Source organism: Streptomyces sp. CB03238, assembly GCF_002099185.1.
Taxonomy (GTDB): domain Bacteria; phylum Actinomycetota; class Actinomycetes; order Streptomycetales; family Streptomycetaceae; genus Streptomyces.
Map to the genome: position 1 here is coordinate 354,486 of NZ_NBCN01000003.1, position 20,941 is coordinate 375,426.

Annotated in this window: 17 protein-coding genes and 1 pseudogene; 5 read left to right on the plus strand and 13 right to left on the minus strand. The window is 72.4% G+C overall.

Annotation, left to right across the window (positions count from 1 at the left end):
- Positions 1-60: 60 nt before the first annotated feature.
- The 4 genes from BKD26_RS06570 to BKD26_RS06585 all read right to left on the minus strand — a co-directional run bounded on the left by BKD26_RS06570 (position 61) and on the right by BKD26_RS06585 (position 4,967).
- Complete coding sequence (locus BKD26_RS06570; RefSeq protein ID WP_073755677.1) at positions 61-189, minus strand: SapB/AmfS family lanthipeptide; 129 nt, start codon at positions 187-189, stop codon at positions 61-63.
- Positions 186-2,771 (minus strand): class III lanthionine synthetase LanKC, encoded by a 2,586-nt coding sequence (gene lanKC, locus BKD26_RS06575; RefSeq protein ID WP_084896744.1) that lies wholly within the window; start codon positions 2,769-2,771, stop codon positions 186-188. Before lanKC ends, BKD26_RS06570 begins: the two co-directional genes overlap by 4 nt.
- A gap of 122 nt (positions 2,772-2,893) precedes the next feature.
- Positions 2,894-3,289, minus strand: coding sequence for a VOC family protein (locus tag BKD26_RS06580; protein WP_084896747.1), 396 nt, complete (start codon positions 3,287-3,289; stop codon positions 2,894-2,896).
- Positions 3,290-3,335: 46 nt separating this feature from the next.
- A complete protein-coding gene (locus tag BKD26_RS06585; RefSeq protein ID WP_084896749.1) occupies positions 3,336-4,967 on the minus strand; it encodes an amino acid adenylation domain-containing protein in 1,632 nt (543 codons plus the stop codon).
- A 373-nt stretch (positions 4,968-5,340) separates the two neighbouring features.
- Between BKD26_RS06585 and BKD26_RS06590 the strand changes: the two genes are divergently transcribed.
- Complete coding sequence (locus BKD26_RS06590) at positions 5,341-6,903, plus strand: FAD-dependent oxidoreductase (protein ID WP_084896751.1); 1,563 nt, start codon at positions 5,341-5,343, stop codon at positions 6,901-6,903.
- A 2-nt stretch (positions 6,904-6,905) separates the two neighbouring features.
- Complete coding sequence (locus tag BKD26_RS06595; RefSeq protein ID WP_084896754.1) at positions 6,906-7,196, plus strand: phosphopantetheine-binding protein; 291 nt, start codon at positions 6,906-6,908, stop codon at positions 7,194-7,196.
- 86 nt (positions 7,197-7,282) lie between these two features.
- Here BKD26_RS06595 and BKD26_RS06600 read toward each other — a convergent pair whose 3' ends face one another.
- The 3 genes from BKD26_RS06600 to BKD26_RS06610 all read right to left on the minus strand — a co-directional run bounded on the left by BKD26_RS06600 (position 7,283) and on the right by BKD26_RS06610 (position 12,537).
- A complete protein-coding gene (locus BKD26_RS06600; RefSeq protein WP_143662620.1) occupies positions 7,283-7,543 on the minus strand; it encodes an MbtH family protein in 261 nt (86 codons plus the stop codon).
- A 26-nt stretch (positions 7,544-7,569) separates the two neighbouring features.
- Complete coding sequence (locus tag BKD26_RS06605; RefSeq protein ID WP_084896756.1) at positions 7,570-11,553, minus strand: non-ribosomal peptide synthetase; 3,984 nt, start codon at positions 11,551-11,553, stop codon at positions 7,570-7,572.
- 96 nt (positions 11,554-11,649) lie between these two features.
- Complete coding sequence (locus BKD26_RS06610; protein ID WP_084896758.1) at positions 11,650-12,537, minus strand: EamA family transporter; 888 nt, start codon at positions 12,535-12,537, stop codon at positions 11,650-11,652.
- 320 nt (positions 12,538-12,857) lie between these two features.
- On the opposite strand from BKD26_RS06610, the gene BKD26_RS06615 reads away from it, so the two are divergent.
- Positions 12,858-13,571, plus strand: a complete 714-nt coding sequence (locus BKD26_RS06615; RefSeq protein ID WP_084896760.1) for a lysophospholipid acyltransferase family protein — start codon at positions 12,858-12,860, stop codon at positions 13,569-13,571.
- Positions 13,572-13,717: 146 nt separating this feature from the next.
- Positions 13,718-14,008: a DUF4190 domain-containing protein gene (locus BKD26_RS06620; protein ID WP_084896762.1), complete on the plus strand. Its 291-nt coding sequence runs from the start codon at positions 13,718-13,720 to the stop codon at positions 14,006-14,008.
- A 10-nt stretch (positions 14,009-14,018) separates the two neighbouring features.
- On the opposite strand, the gene BKD26_RS06625 is transcribed toward BKD26_RS06620, so the two are convergent.
- From BKD26_RS06625 to BKD26_RS06650, 6 genes and pseudogenes are all read right to left on the minus strand, one after another.
- Positions 14,019-14,762, minus strand: coding sequence for an urease accessory protein UreD (locus tag BKD26_RS06625; protein WP_084896764.1), 744 nt, complete (start codon positions 14,760-14,762; stop codon positions 14,019-14,021).
- On the minus strand, positions 14,759-15,442 hold the full coding sequence (gene ureG, locus BKD26_RS06630) for an urease accessory protein UreG (protein ID WP_084896766.1): 684 nt from the start codon (positions 15,440-15,442) through the stop codon (positions 14,759-14,761). The genes BKD26_RS06625 and ureG overlap by 4 nt, the downstream gene beginning before the upstream one ends.
- A gap of 15 nt (positions 15,443-15,457) precedes the next feature.
- The gene (locus tag BKD26_RS06635) at positions 15,458-16,120 is read right to left on the minus strand and encodes an urease accessory UreF family protein (protein ID WP_084896768.1); all 663 of its coding nucleotides are present in this window, start codon (positions 16,118-16,120) and stop codon (positions 15,458-15,460) included.
- Positions 16,120-17,841, minus strand: coding sequence for an urease subunit alpha (locus BKD26_RS06640; protein WP_084896771.1), 1,722 nt, complete (start codon positions 17,839-17,841; stop codon positions 16,120-16,122). The genes BKD26_RS06635 and BKD26_RS06640 overlap by 1 nt, the downstream gene beginning before the upstream one ends.
- Positions 17,834-18,145: an urease subunit beta gene (locus tag BKD26_RS06645; protein ID WP_084896773.1), complete on the minus strand. Its 312-nt coding sequence runs from the start codon at positions 18,143-18,145 to the stop codon at positions 17,834-17,836. The genes BKD26_RS06640 and BKD26_RS06645 overlap by 8 nt, the downstream gene beginning before the upstream one ends.
- 13 nt (positions 18,146-18,158) lie before the next feature.
- A pseudogene (locus BKD26_RS06650) lies at positions 18,159-18,460 on the minus strand (urease subunit gamma).
- A gap of 301 nt (positions 18,461-18,761) precedes the next feature.
- Between BKD26_RS06650 and BKD26_RS06655 the strand changes: the two are divergent.
- A complete protein-coding gene (locus BKD26_RS06655) occupies positions 18,762-20,933 on the plus strand; it encodes an FG-GAP-like repeat-containing protein (protein ID WP_084896775.1) in 2,172 nt (723 codons plus the stop codon).
- The last annotated feature ends 8 nt before the right edge of the window (positions 20,934-20,941 follow it).

A 20,941-nucleotide genomic window follows, 5' to 3' on the forward strand; every position in this document is an offset into this window, starting at 1 on the left:
CGCCCGGGACCGGGTGATCCGTACGGGCGCGCGGCATTCGGCACCGCGCGACCGGGCGGGTCAGTTACAGGTGGTGACGCTCAGGCTGCTGTCGCCGCAGAGCAGCAGGCTGGCCCGGCTGCCGGTGGCGATGTCGCCCGTCGCCTCTTCCTTCGGGGTCTCCATCGACTGCAGGTCGAGAAGCGTCATGATTGATTCCTTTCCTTCATGGGGACGGTGTGCTCTGTCTCGGCCCCTGGCTGGGGCCGGCTCGTGGGCCGCCGGAGCGGCGGGAGGAACGGCAGGTGCGCGTGTCCGTCGGACGCGGCGCTGCCGAGGGCGAGCAGGCAGCCGGCGGTGCCCGTGGCGAGGTCCATGGACAGCCGCATCATCTGCTCGCCGGGGAAGGCCAGATGGCCCTCGTACGGCACGGCGTGCCGGGCGAGGGCGTCGATCTGACGCCGTACGTCGGAGGTCTCGGTGCCCGGCCCCGGCACGGTGGTGCGGCTCAGGTACAGCACCATGCCGGCCGCGCCGCGGAACAGCCCGGGCTGGGCGTAGAACGTGGCCTGGGCGGCCCGTACGATGTCGCGCCGCGCCTGCTCGAAGTCGGCGTCGTCCCGGTGGGCGGCGTAGTCGTCGAGGACCATCCCGATGCCGACGCTCCCGGCGCCGAGGTACGGCATGGTCCGCCAGCCCTCGTCGACCTGGAGGGTGCCGCCCGCGCTGGTCACGCAGCGGGCGAGGTCGCGCCGGAGCGCGTCGGCGGCCAGGTCCAGCAGCCCGGTGTCACCGGTGCGTTCGTACAGGCGGAGGAAGAGGAGGGCGGGCCCGGACGCGCCGTACAGCAGTCCGGCCCGGGAGATGCCGGGAAGGGCGCGGGCGACGAGATCGGCGCAGCGCAGGGCGGCGTCCCGCATCCCGAGCGCGTCCAGGGCGAGGCCGACGCCCGCGAGGCCGCTGTGCAGGTCGGGGGCGATGTCCTCCCAGGGGCGCTGGAGGGTCGGTTCGGCGAGCTCCAGCGCGCGTTCGGGGTGACCGAGGCGGTCCAGCGTCCAGGCGAGGCCGGCGAGGCCGTCGTAGAACCCGACCGGTGTGCCGGACTCGGGTTCCTTGGTGCGGCGCAGCAGCCACTCCTCGGCTTCCCCGCAGCGCCCGGCGCCCGTCTCGGCGAGGGCGTACAGGACGCCGGCGGTGCCGTAGCCGAACGTCAGCCCGCCGCCCGCCGCCGCGAACTGGGCGATGTCGCCGGGGAAGAACCGGTCCTCCCGCTCCGGTGTCGCGGAGGCGAGCACGGCGCGCACCATGGAGTCGCGGCTGCGCGGCCAGTCGCCGGGCTCGACGGGCAGGTAGGGCCCGCTCCCGGAGGGTCCGGCGATCTCCTCGACCGCCTCGTCGAGGAAACCGCGCGGTACCGGGAAGTGCGCGGCCGCGATGTCCGCCAGGTGCCGGGCCTTCCCCGGATCCAGCGGGAACAGGCTGGTCAGCGGCATGAAGAGAGCGATCCGCAGGCACGCCAGCGCGTAGCGGTCGACGGCGAACCCGCGCCGGTCGGGCGGCGCGACGAACGCCGGGTTGGCGACGGTCTGGCGCCGTCCCTCGTCGATGTGCGCGGCGGCCTCGAAGTCGAGCAGCATCACGGACGTCTCGTCCTCGGACACCATGATGTTGAACAGGTGCAGGTCGTTGAAGACGACCCCGCGTGCGTGCACCGCCTCCACGGCCTCCTCCACCAGGCGGTGGATCCGCAGCGCCCATTCGGTGTATTCGGCCAGGGACTCCGGTGTCGGGTCGGCCTCGATCAGCGGGTGGCGGCGGGCGAAGAAGGTGTTGAGGGGCTTGCCCTCCAGGAACTCCATCGCCAGGAAGTGGTGGTCGCCGAGGACGAACGTGCCGCGCACGTCGGGGGTGTACGGCAGTCCCGCCAGCCGCTCCAGCGCGGTCTGCTCGCGCCGCAGCCGGGTCACCGCGTCGGCGCCGTCGGCGGCCAGGCCGGCGTGCGGGCGGGCTTCCTTGAGGACGACCTTCTCGCCGGTGCGGCGGTCGTGGCCGACGTACACTCCCCCGCCGTTGGAGAAGTGCAGGGCGCTGTCGACGGTGTACGGGATGTCGGTGACCGTCACGGCGGCGCGTGCGTCGAGGTGGGGCTTGAGGAAGGCGGGCGGATCGACCCAGTCGGGCAACTGGAAGACGGGACCGCGCAGGTCGGGGACGAGCCGCCCGTCGGGGTGCTCGACGGCCGGGCACAGTTCGCCGTTCTCGCCGTAGCAGTGCCGCTGCGTGAAGCTGCCGTACCGGACGTACACCGGTCCTTCGCCCCAGCGGAGGTCGCTGAGGATGTACGGGCCCGGCTCGCCGTCGAGCAGTGCCGCCAGGTCGTCGGCGATCCGGTGGCACTGCTCGTCACCGGCCGGGTAGACGGTGATGAACTTGCCGCTCGCGGCGCGGTCGGCGTACTTGGCGTTGCGGGTGTGCAGCAGGTAGCGGCTCGGTACGAACTTGAAGGCGACGCCCCGGGCGAGGCAGTAGTCCATGACCTTCGAAAGAATCGTTTCAGCATTGGCCAGGCAGGCCGAAACGTGGATCTTCCAGCCCTGCGCGGGCAGCGTGAGGTCGACCGGGCGGAGAGCCAGCCAGTCACCGCTGCGGTGCCGGCGCCACCCTTCGGGTACGGGGGCGAGCGCCGCCCCGTACAGCGCGCCCCTGCGGTCGGTGCCCTCGGCGGACAGCCGGTACGGCGCGTCGTAGAAGTGGCGGTCCGCGTCGCAGAAGGCGGCGTAGCCCTTGATCACACCTGCTCCCTCGGTCGGCGACGGGGACAACCGTGTCACCGGGGAGCCGGGCCGCAACAGTCACAACCGTCAGCAACCGACCGTGCGGAACGCATGAGTAACTTCGCGCCCGTGACGATCCCTCAGGTCGCCGACCGGCCTTCCCGGGCGACCAGGGTGAAGGAGTGACCGGCCGGGTCGGAGTACGTCCGCACGTCCCGTGGGCCGGAGTTGTCCCTGGTCTCCACCGGCCGGGCACCCAGACCGACCGCCTCGCGTTCCGCCTCGTCCATGTCGTCCTGGGCCACCAGGATGTGCAGGTGGGCCTGCTGGGAGTCGTCGGGCCGGGGCCAACTCGGCGGCGCGTAGCCGTGATCGCGCCGTACGGCCAGGCATACGCCGTGGTGGCCGGCCACCTCGATGAAGTCGGGATCGGTTCCGCGCCGCGTCGTCGCGTCGAGGAGCTTGGCGTAGAACTCCGCCAGCGCCTCGGGTTCGGCACTGTCCAGGACCAGGACACTCTTCTTGGGTACGGTCATGCACCTCTTGTGCCCCCATCCCGGCGGCCATCACCCCCCTGCGCCGTCAGCCCGCCGGCCCCTCGCCGGCTATGAGCGGCAGCGTGCTCAGCGCGCCGCGGTCGACCTTGCCCTGTGGGGTGAGTGGCAGCACGTCCAGCCAGCGGCGGAGTCCGGGGATCATGTGGGCCGGCAGACGGGTACGGAGACGCTCCGTCAGCGTGCCGTCGACGCCGGAGTCGCCCACCAGGCAGGCGAGGAGCGCCGGTCCTCCCGGGGCGTCGTCACGCAGGACCACGGCGGCGTCCCGCACCCCGGGGCAGTGCAGCAGCGCCTCCTCCACCTCGCCGATCTCTATACGGAACCCGCTGACCTTCACCTGGTTGTCCATGCGGTCGAGGAACTCCAGCGTCCCGTCGGGCAGCCGGCGTACCCGGTCGCCGGTCGCGTACATCCGGGCGCCGGGGCGGTCGGCGAAGGGGTCGGGCAGGAAGACGGCGGCGGTGCGAGCCGGCCGCCCCAGGTAGCCCCAGGCCAGGCCGTCTCCGGCGAGGTGGAGCTGGCCCGGCCGGCCGGCCGGTACGGGAGCCAGGTCGTCGTCGAGGACATGGGCCCGCACGCCGCGGATGGGCCGCCCGATGGGGACGCGCCGGGGCGGGTCAGCGGCGCAGCGGTGAAGCGTGGCGGTGACGGTCGCCTCTGTCGGCCCGTAGGCGTTGACCACCGTCAGGGACGGGGGCGCCCCGGTGACACCGGCTCCGTCGAGCAGGGAGCCGCCGGTGATGACGAGCCGTACGCCCGCCTCGGCCAGCCGGGGCAGGAGAGCTCGGCCGTACGGGCCGATCACCGCCGCGGGGAGGTCCACCACCGTGGCACCCAGGGTGCTCGCGGCTTTGAGGATGCTGCGGGGCAGGAAGCCCTGGTCCTCCGGGATGGCCACGGTCGCGCCGTGGCAGAGGGCCATCAGGCAGTCCTGCACCGAGACGTCGACGGAGGGGCGGGACGTCCAGAGGACCACGTCGCGCTCCGGGACCAGTTCGAAGTCGTCCTTCGAGGTGGTGATCAGGTTGAAGAGGGCGTCGTGTGGGACCGCGACCGCCTTCGGCCGCCCCGTGGACCCCGATGTCGTGATCGCGTACGCGAGATCGTCCGGTGCGGGACCGGCGAACGGGGCCGCGCGGGAACCGGCCGTGCCGGGACCCGCCGCCGGGGCCACGTCCGGACCGGCGGCGGAGCGGTGGCCGCCGTGGTCGGGGTCCTCGAACCCCGTGATGACCAGTGCCTCGGGGTACGAATCGAGTGGGGCCTCGACGAGCACGGTCCCGCAGCCGGTCTCCTCGATCACACGGCGGACACGTCGGGGCGGATCGTCCGGGTCCAGAAGAAGGCAGGCGGCGCCGCACCGCAGGACGGCCAGCAGGCCGAACAGCGCGGCGGGTCCCCGCCGCGCCAGAAGACCCGCCAGCGTTCCCTGCCGTACACCGGACCGGGACATCCGGATGCTCAGGTCCTGCACGGAATCGTGGAGTTGGGAAAAGGTCCAGGAATGGTGCGGGGTCTTGACGGCCGTTGCGTGCGGACGTTCGTTTATCTGCAATGACAGGAGGTCACACACGGTACGGGGAGTTGACGACAACGTTCCGTTTGGGCGGTCGGCGCGCACAACACCTCCAGGAAGGCCGGGTAGAGCGACAACCATGTAGGCAGAGCCATTTCAGCGCTCGAACGGAGTCCCTATACTCGGCCAGGATCGCACTCCCGTCGAGTGGAGAGCCGATGAAGAGACGCCAGTCGATCCGGAACCGCCGCACCGATCCCGCAAGCGTCCTCAGCGACCGGTCCGCTCACGCCGGGATCACATCCGGCGGGGTGAGACTCGGTCATTTCCACATGTCCGGTCGCTTGTCCGGCCGTTCAGCCGTCCTTTGCGCGGCGTCCGCGTCGCGGTACGACGAGCCGAATCACCCATGACCGCGAGTACATTTTTCAGCCACTTTCCGGCAATGCGGCCCGTGTAATACCCGGTACGGGCCGTAAATACATCGCACGCCCACGCACTCCTCGGAGGATTTATGCCCCTCGGAAAGGTCCCGACCCCCGTCGACGGACAACCGCCCGGCCGGGCCGACGTCGTCATCGTCGGCAATGGCGCCCTTGGCCTGTTCCTCGCCGATGAACTGATGCGACGACAATTCGGCTCCGTCACCGTCGTAGGCCCCTGGGCGCGGGAAGGAGGCGCGAGCCAGGCCGCCGGGGCGATGCTCGGCTGCTTCGGCGAGGTCACCCGGGAAACCCTGCGCAACCGGCCACAGCGCAGCCGCTTCGAGATGGCCTTCGCCGCCCACGAGCGGTGGGAGGACGTGGTGGGCGGCCTGGAGGACGACGCCCCGGGCCGACTGCCTCTCCGCACGGCCGACGAGACCCACGTCATCCTGAACGCCGTCGGCGCCGAACTGGACTCGATCAACTTCGAGGCGATGCTCGCCGCGCTCGACGAGTACAAGCAGCCCTGGGAGGAAGTGGATCCGCGCACCATCCCGGGCTATCGGCCGAGGACCGAATCCCGGGCCCTTCGCGCGGTACGGCTGCCCACCGAGGGGGCCGTCGACGCCCGTGCCGTACTCAACGCCGTGCAGGAACGATTACTCCGCGAAGGCGTGACCCTGGTGGACGCCACCGTGCGGCGGCTGACCGAGGGCTCCGACGCCGTCACCGGGGTCGAACTGGACGACGGCCGGCTCATCGAGGCCGGCACCGTCGTCGTCGCGGCCGGAGCTGCCAGCGAACAGCTGGTCCAACCCTTCCTCGACGGTGCTCTGATGCCGACGTTTCCCGGACTCGGCTTCGCGATGCTCTCCCGACGGGTCGTCGGCGAACCGTTCCGCAGCGTGGTCCGCACCCCCAACCGCGGTTTCGCCTGCGGACTGCACGTCGTACCCGCCGGTCCTGGCATGGAGTACCTGGGTGCCACCAACCGCCTGGTCGACCGCCCCACCGACGTCGTTCCCGTGGGCGACGTCCGGTTCCTCGCCCAGTACGCCATGCAGCAACTGGACGAGGACATCGCGCGTCACGACGTCGTCCGCTACCTCACCGGCAACCGTCCGATGACCCTCGACGGGTTCCCGCTGATCGGCGCGCTGCCCGTCCCCGGTCTGTACCTGATGACCGGCACGTACCGCGACGGCTTCCACTGCGCGCCACTTCTCGCCACGCACGTCGCCAATGAACTGCAGGGGCGCCCCGGCGTCATCGACCCCATGTTCGCCCCGGTGCGCCGCCCCATCGAGACCCGCACCCTGGAGTACTCCGTGGAGGAGTACGTCGAACACACCCTGGCCGCGTGGTTCGAGACGGGCGCACAGGCCGCCCCGCAGATGACGACCGCCCAGCTCGCCAACTCGTACCGGCTCCACGCCACCCAGGTGTACGAGCGGCTGGGCATCGACTACGGGCTCGCCCCGGACGTGCTGTGGTACGCGGCCGGCAGCCTGACGGGTGCCCGCCGCATCGCCCGCTACCTGCGCCGCGGCGAGGCCCTCACCGGGGCGGCACACCCCCCGGCGACGGCGGGTGCCACGAGCGGGGAACCGGGGATCGCACGGACGACGGAAGCACGGGAAGGGGAGCGGTGACCATGCCGGGACCGACCACGGTGGAGACCGTACGCGCCATTGTCGGCGAGCAGCTCGGCTTCGTCCTCCGACGCGGTGTGCTCGGGCCCGACGACGACCTGTGGAACCTGGGGATGACCTCGCTGAACTGCATGGGCATCATGCTTGCCCTGGAGGACGGCTTCGACCTCGAACTGCCCGAACACCGCCTGAACGAGGCCACCTTCGGCACCGTTCGCTCCATCGCGGCGGCGGTGGAGGAGGCGCTGGCGGGCCAGGACGCCACGGGAGGACGGGACCGGGTGGGCGGCTGATCCCGGTGCGCGCGATGCCGTGGCCCCGGTTCGTTCCGCCGGCGAAACCGGGGAACGGGGCCGGCGGGCCACGGCGTCGCCGGACGTCAGTGCCCTCCCGTGAGCGCCCTCAGCACTCCGGGGAGTCGCCGGTCTCGCCCCCCCATGCGGCGCCGCACACTCAGTGGACGCAGGTCGGTCCACACCTCGTCGATGTGGGCCAGGCATTCCTCACGCGTCCCCGAAGGACCGGCGCGGTGCCATCCGGCGGGCAGGTCCCGGTCGGTGGGCCACACCGAGTACTGCTCCTCGTCGTTGGCGACGACCTGGCAGCGGCGCTCCTGGTTCCGTTCCGGCTCGGCCCGGATGATGTCGTTCGTGTCGTCCAAGGGAATCAGCTCCTCGTCGGCTCGCCCGCGGCGAGCCAGGTGACCGCCTCCGGCAGAGCGTTCTGCCAGGCGGCGTAGGTGTGCCCTCCGGGGCCGTACGCACAGGTGACGGCGTGGCCCGCGCGGCGCAGCCGCTCTCCGGTCCTGGCCGTCCCGGTCGGCAGGTCGGTCCCATCGGCGAGGACGAGGTCCGCCTCCGCCCGGCCGGCGTGCAGATACAGGCGCGACGACACGGCTGCGGGCACGCCGTCCACCGGCTCCAGACGGTGGTCGGAGAGCGGGCTCGACAGGGCGATCGCGCCCGCGAACCGGTCGGGGCGGCGCAGCGCGGCGCGGACCGCCGCCACCCCGCCCAGACTGGCCCCGAGGCAGAACACCGGCCCCGGCCGCACCGCCGGCGTCCACGCCTCCAGCAGGGGGACGACCTCGTCGGCGAGCAGATCGGCATAGCCGTCGGCGAGGAGTTCCTCACGGCGTCCCCGCCAGGAGCCGGGGCTGACGAAGACGGCTGCGACAGTGGGCACCGCACTCCGTCCCACCAGCCCTTGCAGGATGGCCGGAAGCCGGACCACGTCCACGAACTCGCCACCGTCCAGCACCACGAGCCCCCACCGGGGCACGTCCCCGCCCTGTCCGGCGCCGGAGGCGTAGAAGTCGACGCGGCGCTCGCCGTCGAGGCCCTTGGCGCACCAGGTCGACCGCTCCAGGCGGTACGGAGCGTCCGCCGTCCCATCAAGGCCGGGTGTCCCGTCAAGCCGGGATGTCCCGTCAAGGCCGGGTGCCCCGTCAAGGCCGCGTGCGCCCTCCTCCAGCAGCGCCGAGGCGTACGCGGCCGGGGTGCGATGGCGCAGCATCAGCCGCAGCGGCACCTCGCGGCCGAGGAGGTTCCGCACGGCGGCCGTCGCCCGGGGCACCAGCAGCGAGTGCCCGCCGCATGTGAAGAAGTCGTCCGTCCCGGACAGCGGATGTCCCAGAACCGTGGACCATGCCTCACAGACCCGCTCCTCCAGGGCGTTCGCGGCGCCGGCGCGAGCCACCGGGACGGAGGAGACGGATGAGACGGATGAGGGGCGTACCGGGCGCGGCGGCGGCAGTGCCGAGCGGTCCACCTTGTTGCGTACCGTCAGCGGCAGCCGCGACAGCTGGACGATGTGCGCGGGAAGCATGTAGGCGGGCAGGCGTGCGGCCAGGCACCGGCGCAGTTCCCCGGGGTCGAAGGGCTGGGAGGCGGCGGGGACCACGTACGCGACCAGCGCCGGACCCGTGTCCAGGTCGGCGGCGACGACCACGGCCGACGCGACCGCCGGCTCGCGCACCAGGGCGTGCTCGATCTCCGACGTCTCGATCCGGTAGCCGCGGATCTTCACCTGCCGGTCGGCGCGCCCCAGGAAGTCGATCGTGCCGTCCGCGAGGTACCGGCCCAGATCCCCGGTGCGGTACATCCGGGAGCCGGGGGGCCCGAACGGGTCGGGCAGGAAAGCCGCCGCGGTCGTCCCGGGCCGGCGGTGGTATCCGCGGGCCAGCCCGTCTCCGGCCAGGTGGATCTCCCCGCGCATGCCGACGGGAACCGGCCGCAGGTCCTCGTCGAGGATGTAGACCCGGGTGTACGGCACGGCGTGCCCCAGGGGAACACGCCCGGCCCGGACGGGGCCCGTGGACACGGTCGCCAGGACGGTGCTCTCGGTGGGGCCGTACGACGCGAGGACGCGACAGCCCGGCAGCGCGCGCCGCACCGCCTCGAAGCTGCGGGGGTTGACCACGTCGCCGCCCACCACCAGCTCACGCAGCCCGGCGAGTGCCGCGGGACCACGCTCGACGACGAGGTCGAGTTGGGGCGAGACGAGCTTGAGGGTGGTGACACGGTGCGCTCTCAGCGCGGGGCCCAGCTCCTCCAGCAGCGCGCCCGTGTCCACCACCGCCACTCGGCCGCCATGGGCGAGTGGCGCCCATTCGAGCACGGCCACGTCGAAGGAGAGCGGACCGGTCTGGAGGAACGTCGTACCGGGACCGACATCCAGGTAGCGCGGGGCGCCGGACACCAGCCGCCCCAGGGCGCGGTGGGTGATCGTGACGCACTTGGGCGTCCCGGTGGAGCCGGAGGTGGAGATGAGGTAGGCGGCGCTGTCGGGGTCCGGTGCCGGGAACGCCCTCGGCACGTCGTCCCCGGCCGGCGCGTCCGGAGCCGTTTCCGTCGTCGCGGCCGGATCGCCGTCGTACACCAGCAGCGGTACGTCCGTCCCGGGAAGCCGTGCGCGCAGGGCGGGGTGGACGACGATGAGGACCGCCCCGGCGTCGTCGAGGAGGAACCGCAGCCGTTCGGCGGGAAGACCCGGGTCGAGCGGCAGGTAGGCCGCGCCCGTCAGTGCCACGGCCAGGAGCACCACGGGGGTGTCCGTGGTCCGTTCCAGGCACACGGCGACCACGCGCTCGGGGCCCGCCCCGTACGCCACCAGACGGTGTGCCAGCCTGGCGGCGCGACGTTCGAGTCCGGCGTAGGACAGCACCTCCCGGGCCCCGGTGACGGCGGTGGCCGTGGGCCGCAGGCGCACCTGGTTCCGTACGAGTTCCACGACCGTGGCCCCGGGGCAGTCCGCCGGATCGTTGCGGCGCCACAGCCGGTCCCGCTCCGCGCGGTCCAGCAGGTCGAGGTCCGCCAGGGGTACGTCGGGAGCGCGCGCCCCCTGCTCCAGCAGCCGTACGCAGCGCTCGGCCAGGGCGGTCACGGTGGCGTGGTGGAAGAGGGCGGGGCGGTAGAGGAAACCCGCCCGGAGGCGGCCGTCCACCACCCGGGTGTGCAAGGACAGGTCGAATCGGGCCGTCGTCGGCAGCTGGGGCTCCCAGGCCGGTGGTGTGCCACCTCCCTCCTCCGCCCCGGGTCGGCCGCCGGCGTGGTTGACCGTGATGTCGAACAGTGGATGGCGGCCCGCGCCGGCCCCGGCGCCCAGCGCTGCCACCAGCCGCTCGAACGGCACGTCCTGATGGGCGTCGGCGAACATCCACGCGTCGCGCGTACGTCGAATGATCTGGCGGAACGTCAGCCGCTCTCCCGACAGGTCGACGCGGAGAACCACGGTGTTGACGAAGAATCCCATCACGTCGTGGAGCTCGGGGCTGGGCCGGTCGGAGAGCATCGCGCCGATGACGACGTCGTGCTGTCCCGTGAACGCCTTCAATGTCGCGGCCAGCGCGGCGGTGACCACGACGGCCTGGCTCGCGCGGCTCCGCCAGGCCAGGGCCGACACGGCGTCCGTGTCGTCGGAGGACAGGGTCATGACGACCTCCCGCCCGGCGTCGTCGTCCGCGTCCGCCGCCGGCCTGGGGTGGTCCGTCACCAGCTCCAGACGCTCGCAGCCGTCCAGCCGCCGCAGCCAGCGCTCGGTCACCGGCCGCAGCGCCTCACTCGCCTGCAACCGGCGCTGCCACAGCGCGTAGTCCCCGAACTGAAGCTTCGGCACCGGCAGCCGGGGGGAACGCCCCTGGCACTCGGCCGCGTACAGTTCGTACAGTTCGTACAGGTCACGGCCGAACACGTCCATGGACCAGCGGTCGGACACGATGTGGTGCTGGGCGACGAACAGTCCGTACCCGTCGTCCAACCGGGCCACCACCGCCCGTGCGAGCGGTGGCCCGGCCAGGTCGAACGGCCGGCGCGCGGCGTCTTCCACGGCTTCCGCCCAGTCCTTGCCCGCCCAGCGCACCGGAACACGCACCCCGTCCCGCAGCCGCGCGGTCACCGTCCCGTCCCCTCCCAGGACGAAGGCGGTGCGCAGGATCTCGTGGCGCCGCACCAGCGCGTCCAGCGCGCGTGTGAGCGCGTCCGGATCGACCTCCGTCCCCCAGTGCCAGCCTCCGGTGACGTGGTAGCGGGCCCCGTCGTCCGACTGGCGCTGCCACCACAGGCGTTCCTGGCCCGCCGACAGCGGATGGCCGTCCGGCCGGGGAGCGCGCTCCAGCGGGTACGGGTTCAGGACTCGCCGTTCGATGCTCACTGCGCACTCCTCGCGTTCCCGGTGATACTGCGGTGGCTTCGGGACGGGACGACTCGCGTCGTTGCGGAGGGGGGAGCCGTCGGCGCGGGGCGACCGTCACGCCGCGGAGATCATGCCGACCGCCGCGACGGCCGCGCCGATGCCGACCAGCTGCCACGGACCCGGCCGCTCACGCAGGATGGCGAGCGCCAACAGCACCGTAACCGCGGGATACAGCGACGCCAAGACGGCGACCAGCCCGAGCTGCCCCTCCCGCAGGGCCAGGACGAGCACCAGGTTCCCCGCCGACGCCAGCACCCCCGACGCCACGGCCGTACCCAGCCGGCGCGGGGGTGCCAGGGGCTCCGCCCGCCGCTTGACCAGCCAGCCGACCCACACGACGACCACCACCGCCGAGGCGATGCGGGCGCTGAGGACGGGGGCGACACCCGAGTCGTCCGAAATGCGGCTGAACAGGATGTAGTAGAGGGCGAATCCGCTTCCCGCGACCGCGCCCAGCACCATGGGGAGCGGACGCCACAGCTCCGCCCCGCTGGCGCCGCCCGGCGCGGCTTCGCCCGACGACCTGCCGGGCAGGCTGACAGCCGCGACAGCGATCACCCCGACGACGATCCCGGCCCACTGCACCCCCGCGACGCGTTCCCCGAAGAACACGCCTGCCACGACGGGCAACGCGCTGGAGACCACCCCGGAGACCGGCGCCACCCCCGCCATGGCCCCGATGGACAGCGCCTTGAACAACAGCAGAAGACCCGCGCAGTCCGCGACCCCGGCCGCGGCTCCCCACAGCAGGTCCCGCAACGTCGGATTGCCCGTATGCGCCGCTGTGGCCACCAGCAGGGCGACACAGCCGGCGAGTTGCGCCGCGAGGGCGGTCGAGGCGAGACCCGTGCGCCGTGTGGAGAGCCCACCGAGGTAGTCGGCGGTTCCGAAGGCGGCCGCGGCGAGCAACGCGAGCCCGGACGCGCTGTGCGTGTCAACCATACGGTCCCCCTTCAGCCTCCGGCGAAGAGATCGGGCGGGATGCTCCGGCAGGCGCACACCCTAGCCCGCACCCGCGCCTGCGTTCGATCCCCGGCAACCAGGGGCGGAGGCTTTCGGCCACCCGAGCCGGTGAGCCACCGTCCGGGTGTGCGGGACCATGGATGACGGTCATGCCTGCAGCGGCAATGCATGGGTAAGCGGTCGAGGATGGGCCACAATGGCCTGACGCTCCGTTAAAAAGGCAGCACGTCAGCATGAGGTCCGATCAGAGGTGGTCACACAGCTGATGGGCCCGGCCGGGAGAGTGGGGAGCCAGCCCAGTGTTCTACTACCTGCTCAAATACGTCTTCCTCGGACCGGTGCTGCGGCTGCTGTTCCGGCCGAGGACCGAGGGACTGGAGCACATCCCGGAGGACGGCGCCGCGATCGTCGCGGGCAACCACCTGTCCTTCTCGGACCACTTCCTGATGCCGGTCGTCCTCAAGCGGCGCATCACCTTCCTCGCGAAGCAGGAGTACTTCACGGGCCCCGGCATCAAGGGCCGGCTGACCGCCGCGTTCTTCCGCAGCGCCGGGCAGATCCCGGTGGACCGCTCCGGCAAGGAGGCCGGCCAGGCGGCGATCCGCGAGGGGCTCGGGGTGCTGGCCAAGGGCGAGCTGCTGGGCATCTACCCGGAGGGGACACGCTCGCACGACGGGCGGCTCTACAAGGGCAAGGTCGGGGTCGCGGTCATGGCCCTGAAGGCGGGCGTTCCGGTGATCCCGTGCGCGATGGTGGGGACGTTCGAGATCCAGCCGCCCGGACAGGTCGTACCGAAGATCAAACGGGTGACGATCCGGTTCGGCGAGCCGCTGGACTTCTCGCGGTACGCGGGGATGGAGAACGACAAGACGGTGCTGCGTGCCGTGACCGACGAGATCATGTACCGGATCCTCGCGCTGTCGGGCCAGGAGTACGTGGACGACTACGCGGCCAGGGTGAAGGAAGCCCAACAGGGCTCCCAGCCACGGAAGTTCCCGAAGTTCCGGCGCTGATCGGGGCCGCCGCCGGGCGCGCGATCGCGCGGGCGGACCGACATCGCGCGGGCGGACCGGCACGGAGTTCTCACCCGGCGGGCATGGTATCGGCACATCGGGCAACACGGACGGTCACAAGTCCCCCCGAAACAGGGAGAGTTCCCATGGCCGGTTACGGCACCAGCGGTACGCACGGGCAGGCGCAGTCCCGTACGAACGGTCTCGCCATCGCCGGGCTCGTCTGCGGCATCATCGGCGTGCTGTTCCTCAATGTCATCCTCGGGCCGCTGGCCATCATCCTCGGTGCGGTCGGCCTCAAGCAGGCGCCGGTCAAGAACGGCGCGGGCATGGCGAAGGCCGCGATCGTCCTCGGCATCGTCGACCTGGTGGTCTTCGCCATCCTGCTGGCCGTCGCCGCGTCGTCCGGCGGCTTCACCTGGTACGTCGGCGGCTGACCGGCGGCCGTCACAGGGACACCAGCGCCGTCATCGCCTCGTCCAGGACGCGCCGCAGGCACAGCGCGTCCGGGGCGACCGCCGTCACCAGGGCGGCGGGCCCGGCAAGGGGCGTGACGGCGGCGGTGTCGCCGATGAGGCGCGGCTCGGCCGGCTTGTCGCCGAAGTCCGGGTCCACCACGAGAAGTTGGCCGACGGCCCGGTGCCTCGCCAGCACCGCTCCCCCGTCCCAGCCGCCGGGCGCCCCCGGACCGTAGAACAGTTCCTGGTCCAGCAAGGGGCGGTCGGCGCGGTGGACGGTGAGGCGGGTGGCGAGGGTGCCGGGCCGTTCGCCGTGGCGGCCCAGGATCTGCTCCTCGCGCAGGACGAGCCGTGCGCCGGCGGCCAGTTCGACCGTCGTACGCATCCGGAGATCGGAGCCGTACGCGGAGACCAGCTGCTCCGGCAGCCAGCGCAGCTCCGCTCCCTCGCCGACCGTCAGCCGCACGTCGTACGTCGCCGGCCCGGCGGCGTCCCGGCCGGGCAGCGCGACCGTCGCGGCCGCCGAGTCGACGGTGAGCCGCGCCCCGTCCCGTACCGCCGCCTCGATCGCCAGCCGGTCGCCGCCGAGCGGCGCGGTCATCGCGCCGACGACGGTGACGCGGGTGTACGGGCCGGTGGCGCGGGTGCGGCGCAGGGCGAGCGGCCCGGCGCTCTCCAGTACGGGGAGCCCGGCGGGGGTGGCCTCGATCCGCGCGGTGGCGTGGACGCTCATCCTCGGGTGTTCCAGGCGGCGAGCCGGCCCCGCACCCACTGCGCGACCGGTGCGACACCCTGCTCGCCGGTCAGCGAGGTGAAGAGGACGGGCAGGTCGCCGCGCTGCTCCTTGGCGTCGCGGGCCATCCGCTCCAGGTCGGAGCCGACGTACGGGGCGAGGTCGGTCTTGTTGATCACGAGCAGGTCTGCGGTGGTGACACCGGGGCCGCCCTTGCGCGGGATGTCGTCGCCGCCCGCGACGTCGATGACGAAGATCTGGGCGTCGACGAGGCCCTTGGAGAAGGTGGCGGTGAGGTTGTCGCCGCCGGACTCGACGAGGATGAGGTCGAGCGGGCCGACAGCGTCCTCCAGGTCCTCGACGGCTTCGAGGTTGGCGGAGATGTCGTCGCGGATCGCGGTGTGCGGGCACGCGCCGGTCTCCACGGCCTGGATGCGCTCGGGCGGCAGGACGGCGTTGCGCAGCAGGAACTCGGCGTCCTCGCGGGTGTAGATGTCATTGGTGACGACCGCGAGGGACAGCTGGTCGCGCAGTTCCCGGCACAGGGCGGCGACGGTGGCGGTCTTGCCGGACCCGACGGGCCCGCCGAGGCCGATGCGCAGGGCGCGGCGGGTGCCGTCGGGGCGGTGGGCGTCGGCGCTGACGGCGGCGGGGCCGGTGTGGTCGTGGTCGAGGTGCATGGGGAGAGCTCCTTGTTACGAGGCGAACAGGCGTACGGGCCAGGCCGCGTGCTGCTCGGCCGTGATGTCGAGCAGCGGCGCGGACGCGGCCGGCAGGGCGTCGATGCCGCCGCGGGCGGCGTCGGCGGCCCGGGCGGCGACCTGATCCATGTCGGGCGCGAGGCGGGCGAGGACGGCGGTGGCCTGGAAGGGGTCGAGGCTCAGCAGGCGGACGGCGGCGGTGGCGGGGCCGCTGACCGTCTCGTACGCCACGCAGTGCGCGGCGTCCTCGGGGCCGAGGCCCGCCGCGCGGGCGGCCAGCCCGAGGACGACCGGCTGGTGGGCGCCGCGCGGGAACGCCCGGGCGAGCGCGTCGAGTTCGGGGCTCGGCCAGGTGGTGCGGGCGGCCCGCAGCATCTGGCGGCCGAGCTTGCGGGCGGTGGCGCGCAGCGCGGGCGAGGGGGTGCGGGCGTCGGCGGCCTCGTCGAGCGCGGCGGGGTCGTGGCCGAGGGCGGCCGCGGCGGCGAGGGCGGCGGAGGTGAGCCCGCTGGTGTGCAGGCGGCCCCGGCAGAAGGACTCCAGGTCACGGGCGTCACGGATGCGTCCCGCCTTGACGGCCGGTTCGGCGCCGCCGGAGTGGGCGTGGCCACCGGCGGGGAACCGGCCGTCGGCGAGGACGAGAAGAGCGGACCGGGACATCAGAAGAGGAAGTAGCGCTGGGCCATGGGCAGTTCGGCGGCGGGCTCCGGGTCGACCGGGGCGCCGTCGATCGTCACCGTGAACGTGTCGGCGTCGACCTCGACGCGTGGCAGGGCGTCGTTCTCGCGCATGTCCGCCTTGGTGACGCCCCGGGTGTTCCTGATCGCCACGAACTCCTTGGCGAGTCCCAGCCGCTGCGGCAGACCGTCATCGAGGGCCGACTGCGTGACGAAGTTGAACGAGCCCGCCGCCGCGGCCCTGCCCAGTGCGCCGAACATGGGGCGGGGCATGACCGGCTGGGGCGTGGGGATGGACGCGTTGGCGTCCCCCATCTGCGCGTACGCAATCTGGCCGCCCTTGATCACGGTCTGCGGTTTGACGCCGAAGAACGCCGGCTCCCACAGGACGAGGTCGGCGAGCTTGCCGGTCTCGACGGAGCCGATCTCATGGTCGAGGCCCTGCGCGACGGCCGGGTTGATCGTGTACTTGGCGACATAGCGACGTACGCGCTGGTTGTCGGCGCGGCCGTCGCCGGGCAGTGCGCCGCGGCGCCTTTTCATCACGTGCGCGGTCTGCCAGGTCCGCAGGATCACCTCGCCGACACGGCCCATCGCCTGGGAGTCGGAGGAGATGATCGAGATGGCGCCCATGTCGTGCAGGATGTCCTCGGCCGCGATGGTCGAGGGCCGGATGCGGGACTCGGCGAAGGCGAGGTCCTCGGGGACGGCCGGGTTGAGGTGGTGGCACACCATCAGCATGTCGAGGTGCTCGTCGAGCGTGTTGACGGTGTGCGGCCGGGTGGGGTTGGTGGAGCTGGGCAGGACGTACGGCTCGGAGACCACGGTGATGATGTCGGGGGCGTGACCGCCGCCCGCGCCCTCGGTGTGGTACGCGTGGATGGTGCGGCCCGCGATGGCGGCGAGGGTGTCGCCGACGAACCCGGCCTCGTTGAGCGTGTCGGTGTGGATGGCGAGCTGCGCGCCGGTCTCCTCGCACACGCCCAGGCAGGCGTCGATGGCCGCTGGGGTGGCCCCCCAGTCCTCGTGGATCTTGAACCCGAGGGCGCCGCCCCGCAGTTGGGAGTGCATCGCCTCGCGCGAGACGGTGTTGCCCTTGCCGAGCAGGCCGATGTTGACGGGGTACGTCTCCAGCGCCTCGAACATCCGGGCGAGGTGCCAGGGGCCGGGGGTGATGGTGGTGGCCTTGGTGCCCTCGGCGGGCCCGGTGCCGCCGCCGACGAGGGTGGTGATGCCGGAGGTGAGCGCCTGCTCGACGACGGTCGGGGAGATGAAGTGGATGTGCGCGTCGATGGCGCCGGCGGTCACGATCTTGCCGTTGCCGGCGATGACCTCGGTCTCCGGCCCGATGACGAGGTCGGGGTGGACGCCGTCCATGGTGTCGGGGTTCCCGGCCTTGCCGATGCCGGTGATCCGGCCGTCGCGGATGCCGATGTCGGCCTTGACGATGCCCCAGTGGTCGACGATGACGGCCCCGGTGATGACGGTGTCGGGGGCGCCCTCGGCGCGGGTCGTACGGGACTGGCCCATGGACTCGCGGATCACCTTGCCGCCGCCGAACACGGCCTCGTCGCCCGCGCGGCCGGGCCCGCCGGAGCGGTCCTCCTCGATCTCGATCAGCAGGTCGGTGTCGGCGAGCCGGACGCGGTCGCCGGTGGTGGGGCCGAAGAGGTCGGCGTACACGGGCCGGATCAGTTCAGGCATCGAGGGGGCCTCCGGTCTGTCCGCGCAGGCCGGGGACGACGCGCAGCCCGGCGAGCGGTACGAGTTCGACGTCGACGGGGATGCCGGGCTCGAAGCGTACGGCGGTACCGGCGGCGATGTTCAGCCGCAGGCCGCGCGCGGCCGAACGGTCGAAGTCGAGGCCCGGGTTGGCCTCGGCGAAGTGGTAGTGGGAGCCGACCTGGACGGGCCGGTCGGCGGCGTTGAGCACGGTGAGGCGGGTGACGGGGCGGCCCACGTTGAGGAGCACGGGCTCGTCCGCGTACAGGATCTCTCCGGGAATCATCAGAGCGCCCCCTTCACACGATCGGGTCGTGGACGGTGACGAGCTTGGTCCCGTCGGGGAAGGTGGCCTCGACCTGGACGTCGTGGATCATCTCGGGGATGCCGTCCATGACGTCGTCGCGGCTGAGCACCTTGCGGCCGGACGCCATGAGTTCGGCGACGGTGCGGCCGTCGCGGGCGCCCTCCAGGATGTGGGAGGTGATGAGGGCGACGGCTTCGGGATGGTTGAGCCTACCCCGCGTGCCCGGCGCTTCTCCGCCACGTCGGCGGCCACGTGGATGAGCAGTCGCTCCTGCTCGTGCGGCGTCAGTTGCACGTTTCACCTCACAGTCTCCCGCCCGATGTGATCCCGGGCGCAGCGGGACACTATCCGGCTTCAACACTCTGTTGACCTGCAGGAACGAGTGTGGCGCAGAGATATTTCAATCTCGGGCACAAGTTTTTCCGGGAGGTTAACTGGCCCTTTGCTCGCTCATGGACGGAGGCGCCGCCCGGACCGCCGTCGCGAGCCGGTCGTGCGGGGTCGTATACGGAGCACCCACGTACGTGACCAGGGCGTTGCGCGCCGGGCGGACCGTAGTATCTGGGGCGATCAAGCAATCATGAGGGGGGCAGACATGACCATCCGCAGGAGAAGACGCACGGCCCGAACCATCGGGTTCGCCGTCGTCGCACTGGCGGTGGGCGGGCTCACTCCGGCCCCGGCCGCGGCGGCACCCGCCGCGACGGACGGGGGCGAGGCCGTCATCACGTTCGGAACGCTCAGCGGCACCGGGAGTCCGGAGGGGATCGCCCTGGGCGGCGGTCGGCTCACCGTGGTGGGCTGGGCGGACACCGGAACCAGACGCGGGCTGTACGAGTACGACCTGCCGGCCTCCGGCGGCCTGGAGCCCGGCCCGCGGCGGCTGGTGCAGGGCGACTTCTACATGGACTATCCGTGCGAGGGCGCGGGCAGCGAGTACTCGTGCGCCGAGTTCGATTCCCGCCTGTGGCCGCTGGGCGACGGGCGCGTGGGCTACCGGACCCCGCTCGACACCCCGCTCGCGTACCACGAGGCCAACGGCGGGAAGGTGCCCGCCGAACAGATCTACGTCACCTCGTACGTCCCGTACGACAACGTGGTGGGGGCGTCCGGGCCGTACATCGTCGTCAGGAACTCCGACGGGCCAGGGTCGCTCGTCGAGTCCTTCGACACGTCCGAGACCGGCGTGAACCCGGCACCCCACTCCGTGCCGGGGAGCACAGTCGCCGTCTGGGGCGACACGCTGTGGAAGCCAGGGACCACGACCGGGACCGTCAACTCGTACGACCTGCGCAAGAAGACGCAGTCGGCCGACATCAACATCGGCTCGGGTTGCGTGCCGAACCATCTGCAGGCGGTCGGCCGCTGGCTGTACTGGGGGTGCTACGCCGAGGGTCGCGCCGGGGTGTGGGACCGCACGGAGGGGCGTGGCATACCGGTGCCGCTGGGGGCACAGCTGGGCGACGGCTTCGTGGCCTGGAAGGACGCCTCCGACGCGGACGCGACCCGGCTGCGGATGAAGGACTTCCACGGAGGAGCCGGTCAGCCCGCGTCCGAGACCGTGCTCGCACAGCGGCCGTCCATCGGCGAGTGGACGGTCGACAAGTTCGGCGGACACGTCGCGTACGTCGACGAATCGCGCCGTATCCGCGTCCCGGCGGTGACCGTGCCGCGCTCGCCCCTGGCGGTCCTGGGCACGCGCACGAGCGAGTCGGTCGACCTGCGCGCGGCCTCCCCGTCGCCGTGGACCGGACTGTGGCGGCTGAGCCGCCCGGTGGCGTCCTGGAAGCTGACCTTCCGTGACGCCTACGGCGACACGGTGCGGGTGATCTCCGGCACCGACCGGGACGGTGCCGCGATCCGCGCCACCTGGGACGGCCTCGGCGCCGACGGCAGGCCCGCCGTGAGCCGGCCGCACCGGTGGGAGCTGAGCACCGACCTGGGCGACGGCACCGGCCCTTCGGTCGTCAGCCGCGGCACGGCACAGGTGCTCGGCGGGCGCACCGCCCACCGTGACGCCAACGGTGACGGCCTGGGCGAGTACTACTCCATGACCGAGGGCGGCAAGCTCGCCGCACACCGCATCGGCGCCACCGGCGGGGACTGGTCGAGCTCGCCGTGGGACCCGGCGACCCGGATCATCCCGTTCGGCGACATCGACGGCGACGGCTGCGACGACATGCTGCTGCGGACCACGGACGGCAAGCTGTGGCGGAGCGGCGGCAAGTGCGAGGGCGACTTCGCCCCGTCCTCCACCGCCAACCCGCACGTGCAGATCGGTACGGGCTGGAACGGTTTCAACGACTTCGCGGCGCCAGGTGACTTCACCGGCGACGGCCGGCCGGACCTGCTGGCCCGGCAGACCACGACGGGCTACCTCTTCCTGTACAAGGCGAACGCGTCCGGCGGCCTGGACGCGGCGGTCCGCGTCGGCACCGGCTGGACGGGCTACCGCCTGATCGGCGCGGGTGACGTCGACGGCGACGGGCACGGCGACCTGCTCGCCCGCGACGCCTCCGGTGAGCTGTGGCGCTACAGCGGCACGGGGCAGGGCACGTTCAAGCCCCGGCAGCTGGTGTTCCAGGACTGGGGCGCCGGGCGCTCCGAGATCATCGGGGTCGGCGACATCAGCGGTGACGGGCTGCCCGACCTGTTGTCGCGCGACACCAACGGCAAGCTGCTGCGCAACAAGGGCGACGGCAAGGGCTCCTTCGGGGCGACCCTGACCATCGCCACGGGCTGGCAGAACTACCGGTCCTTGTACTGACCGGTGTA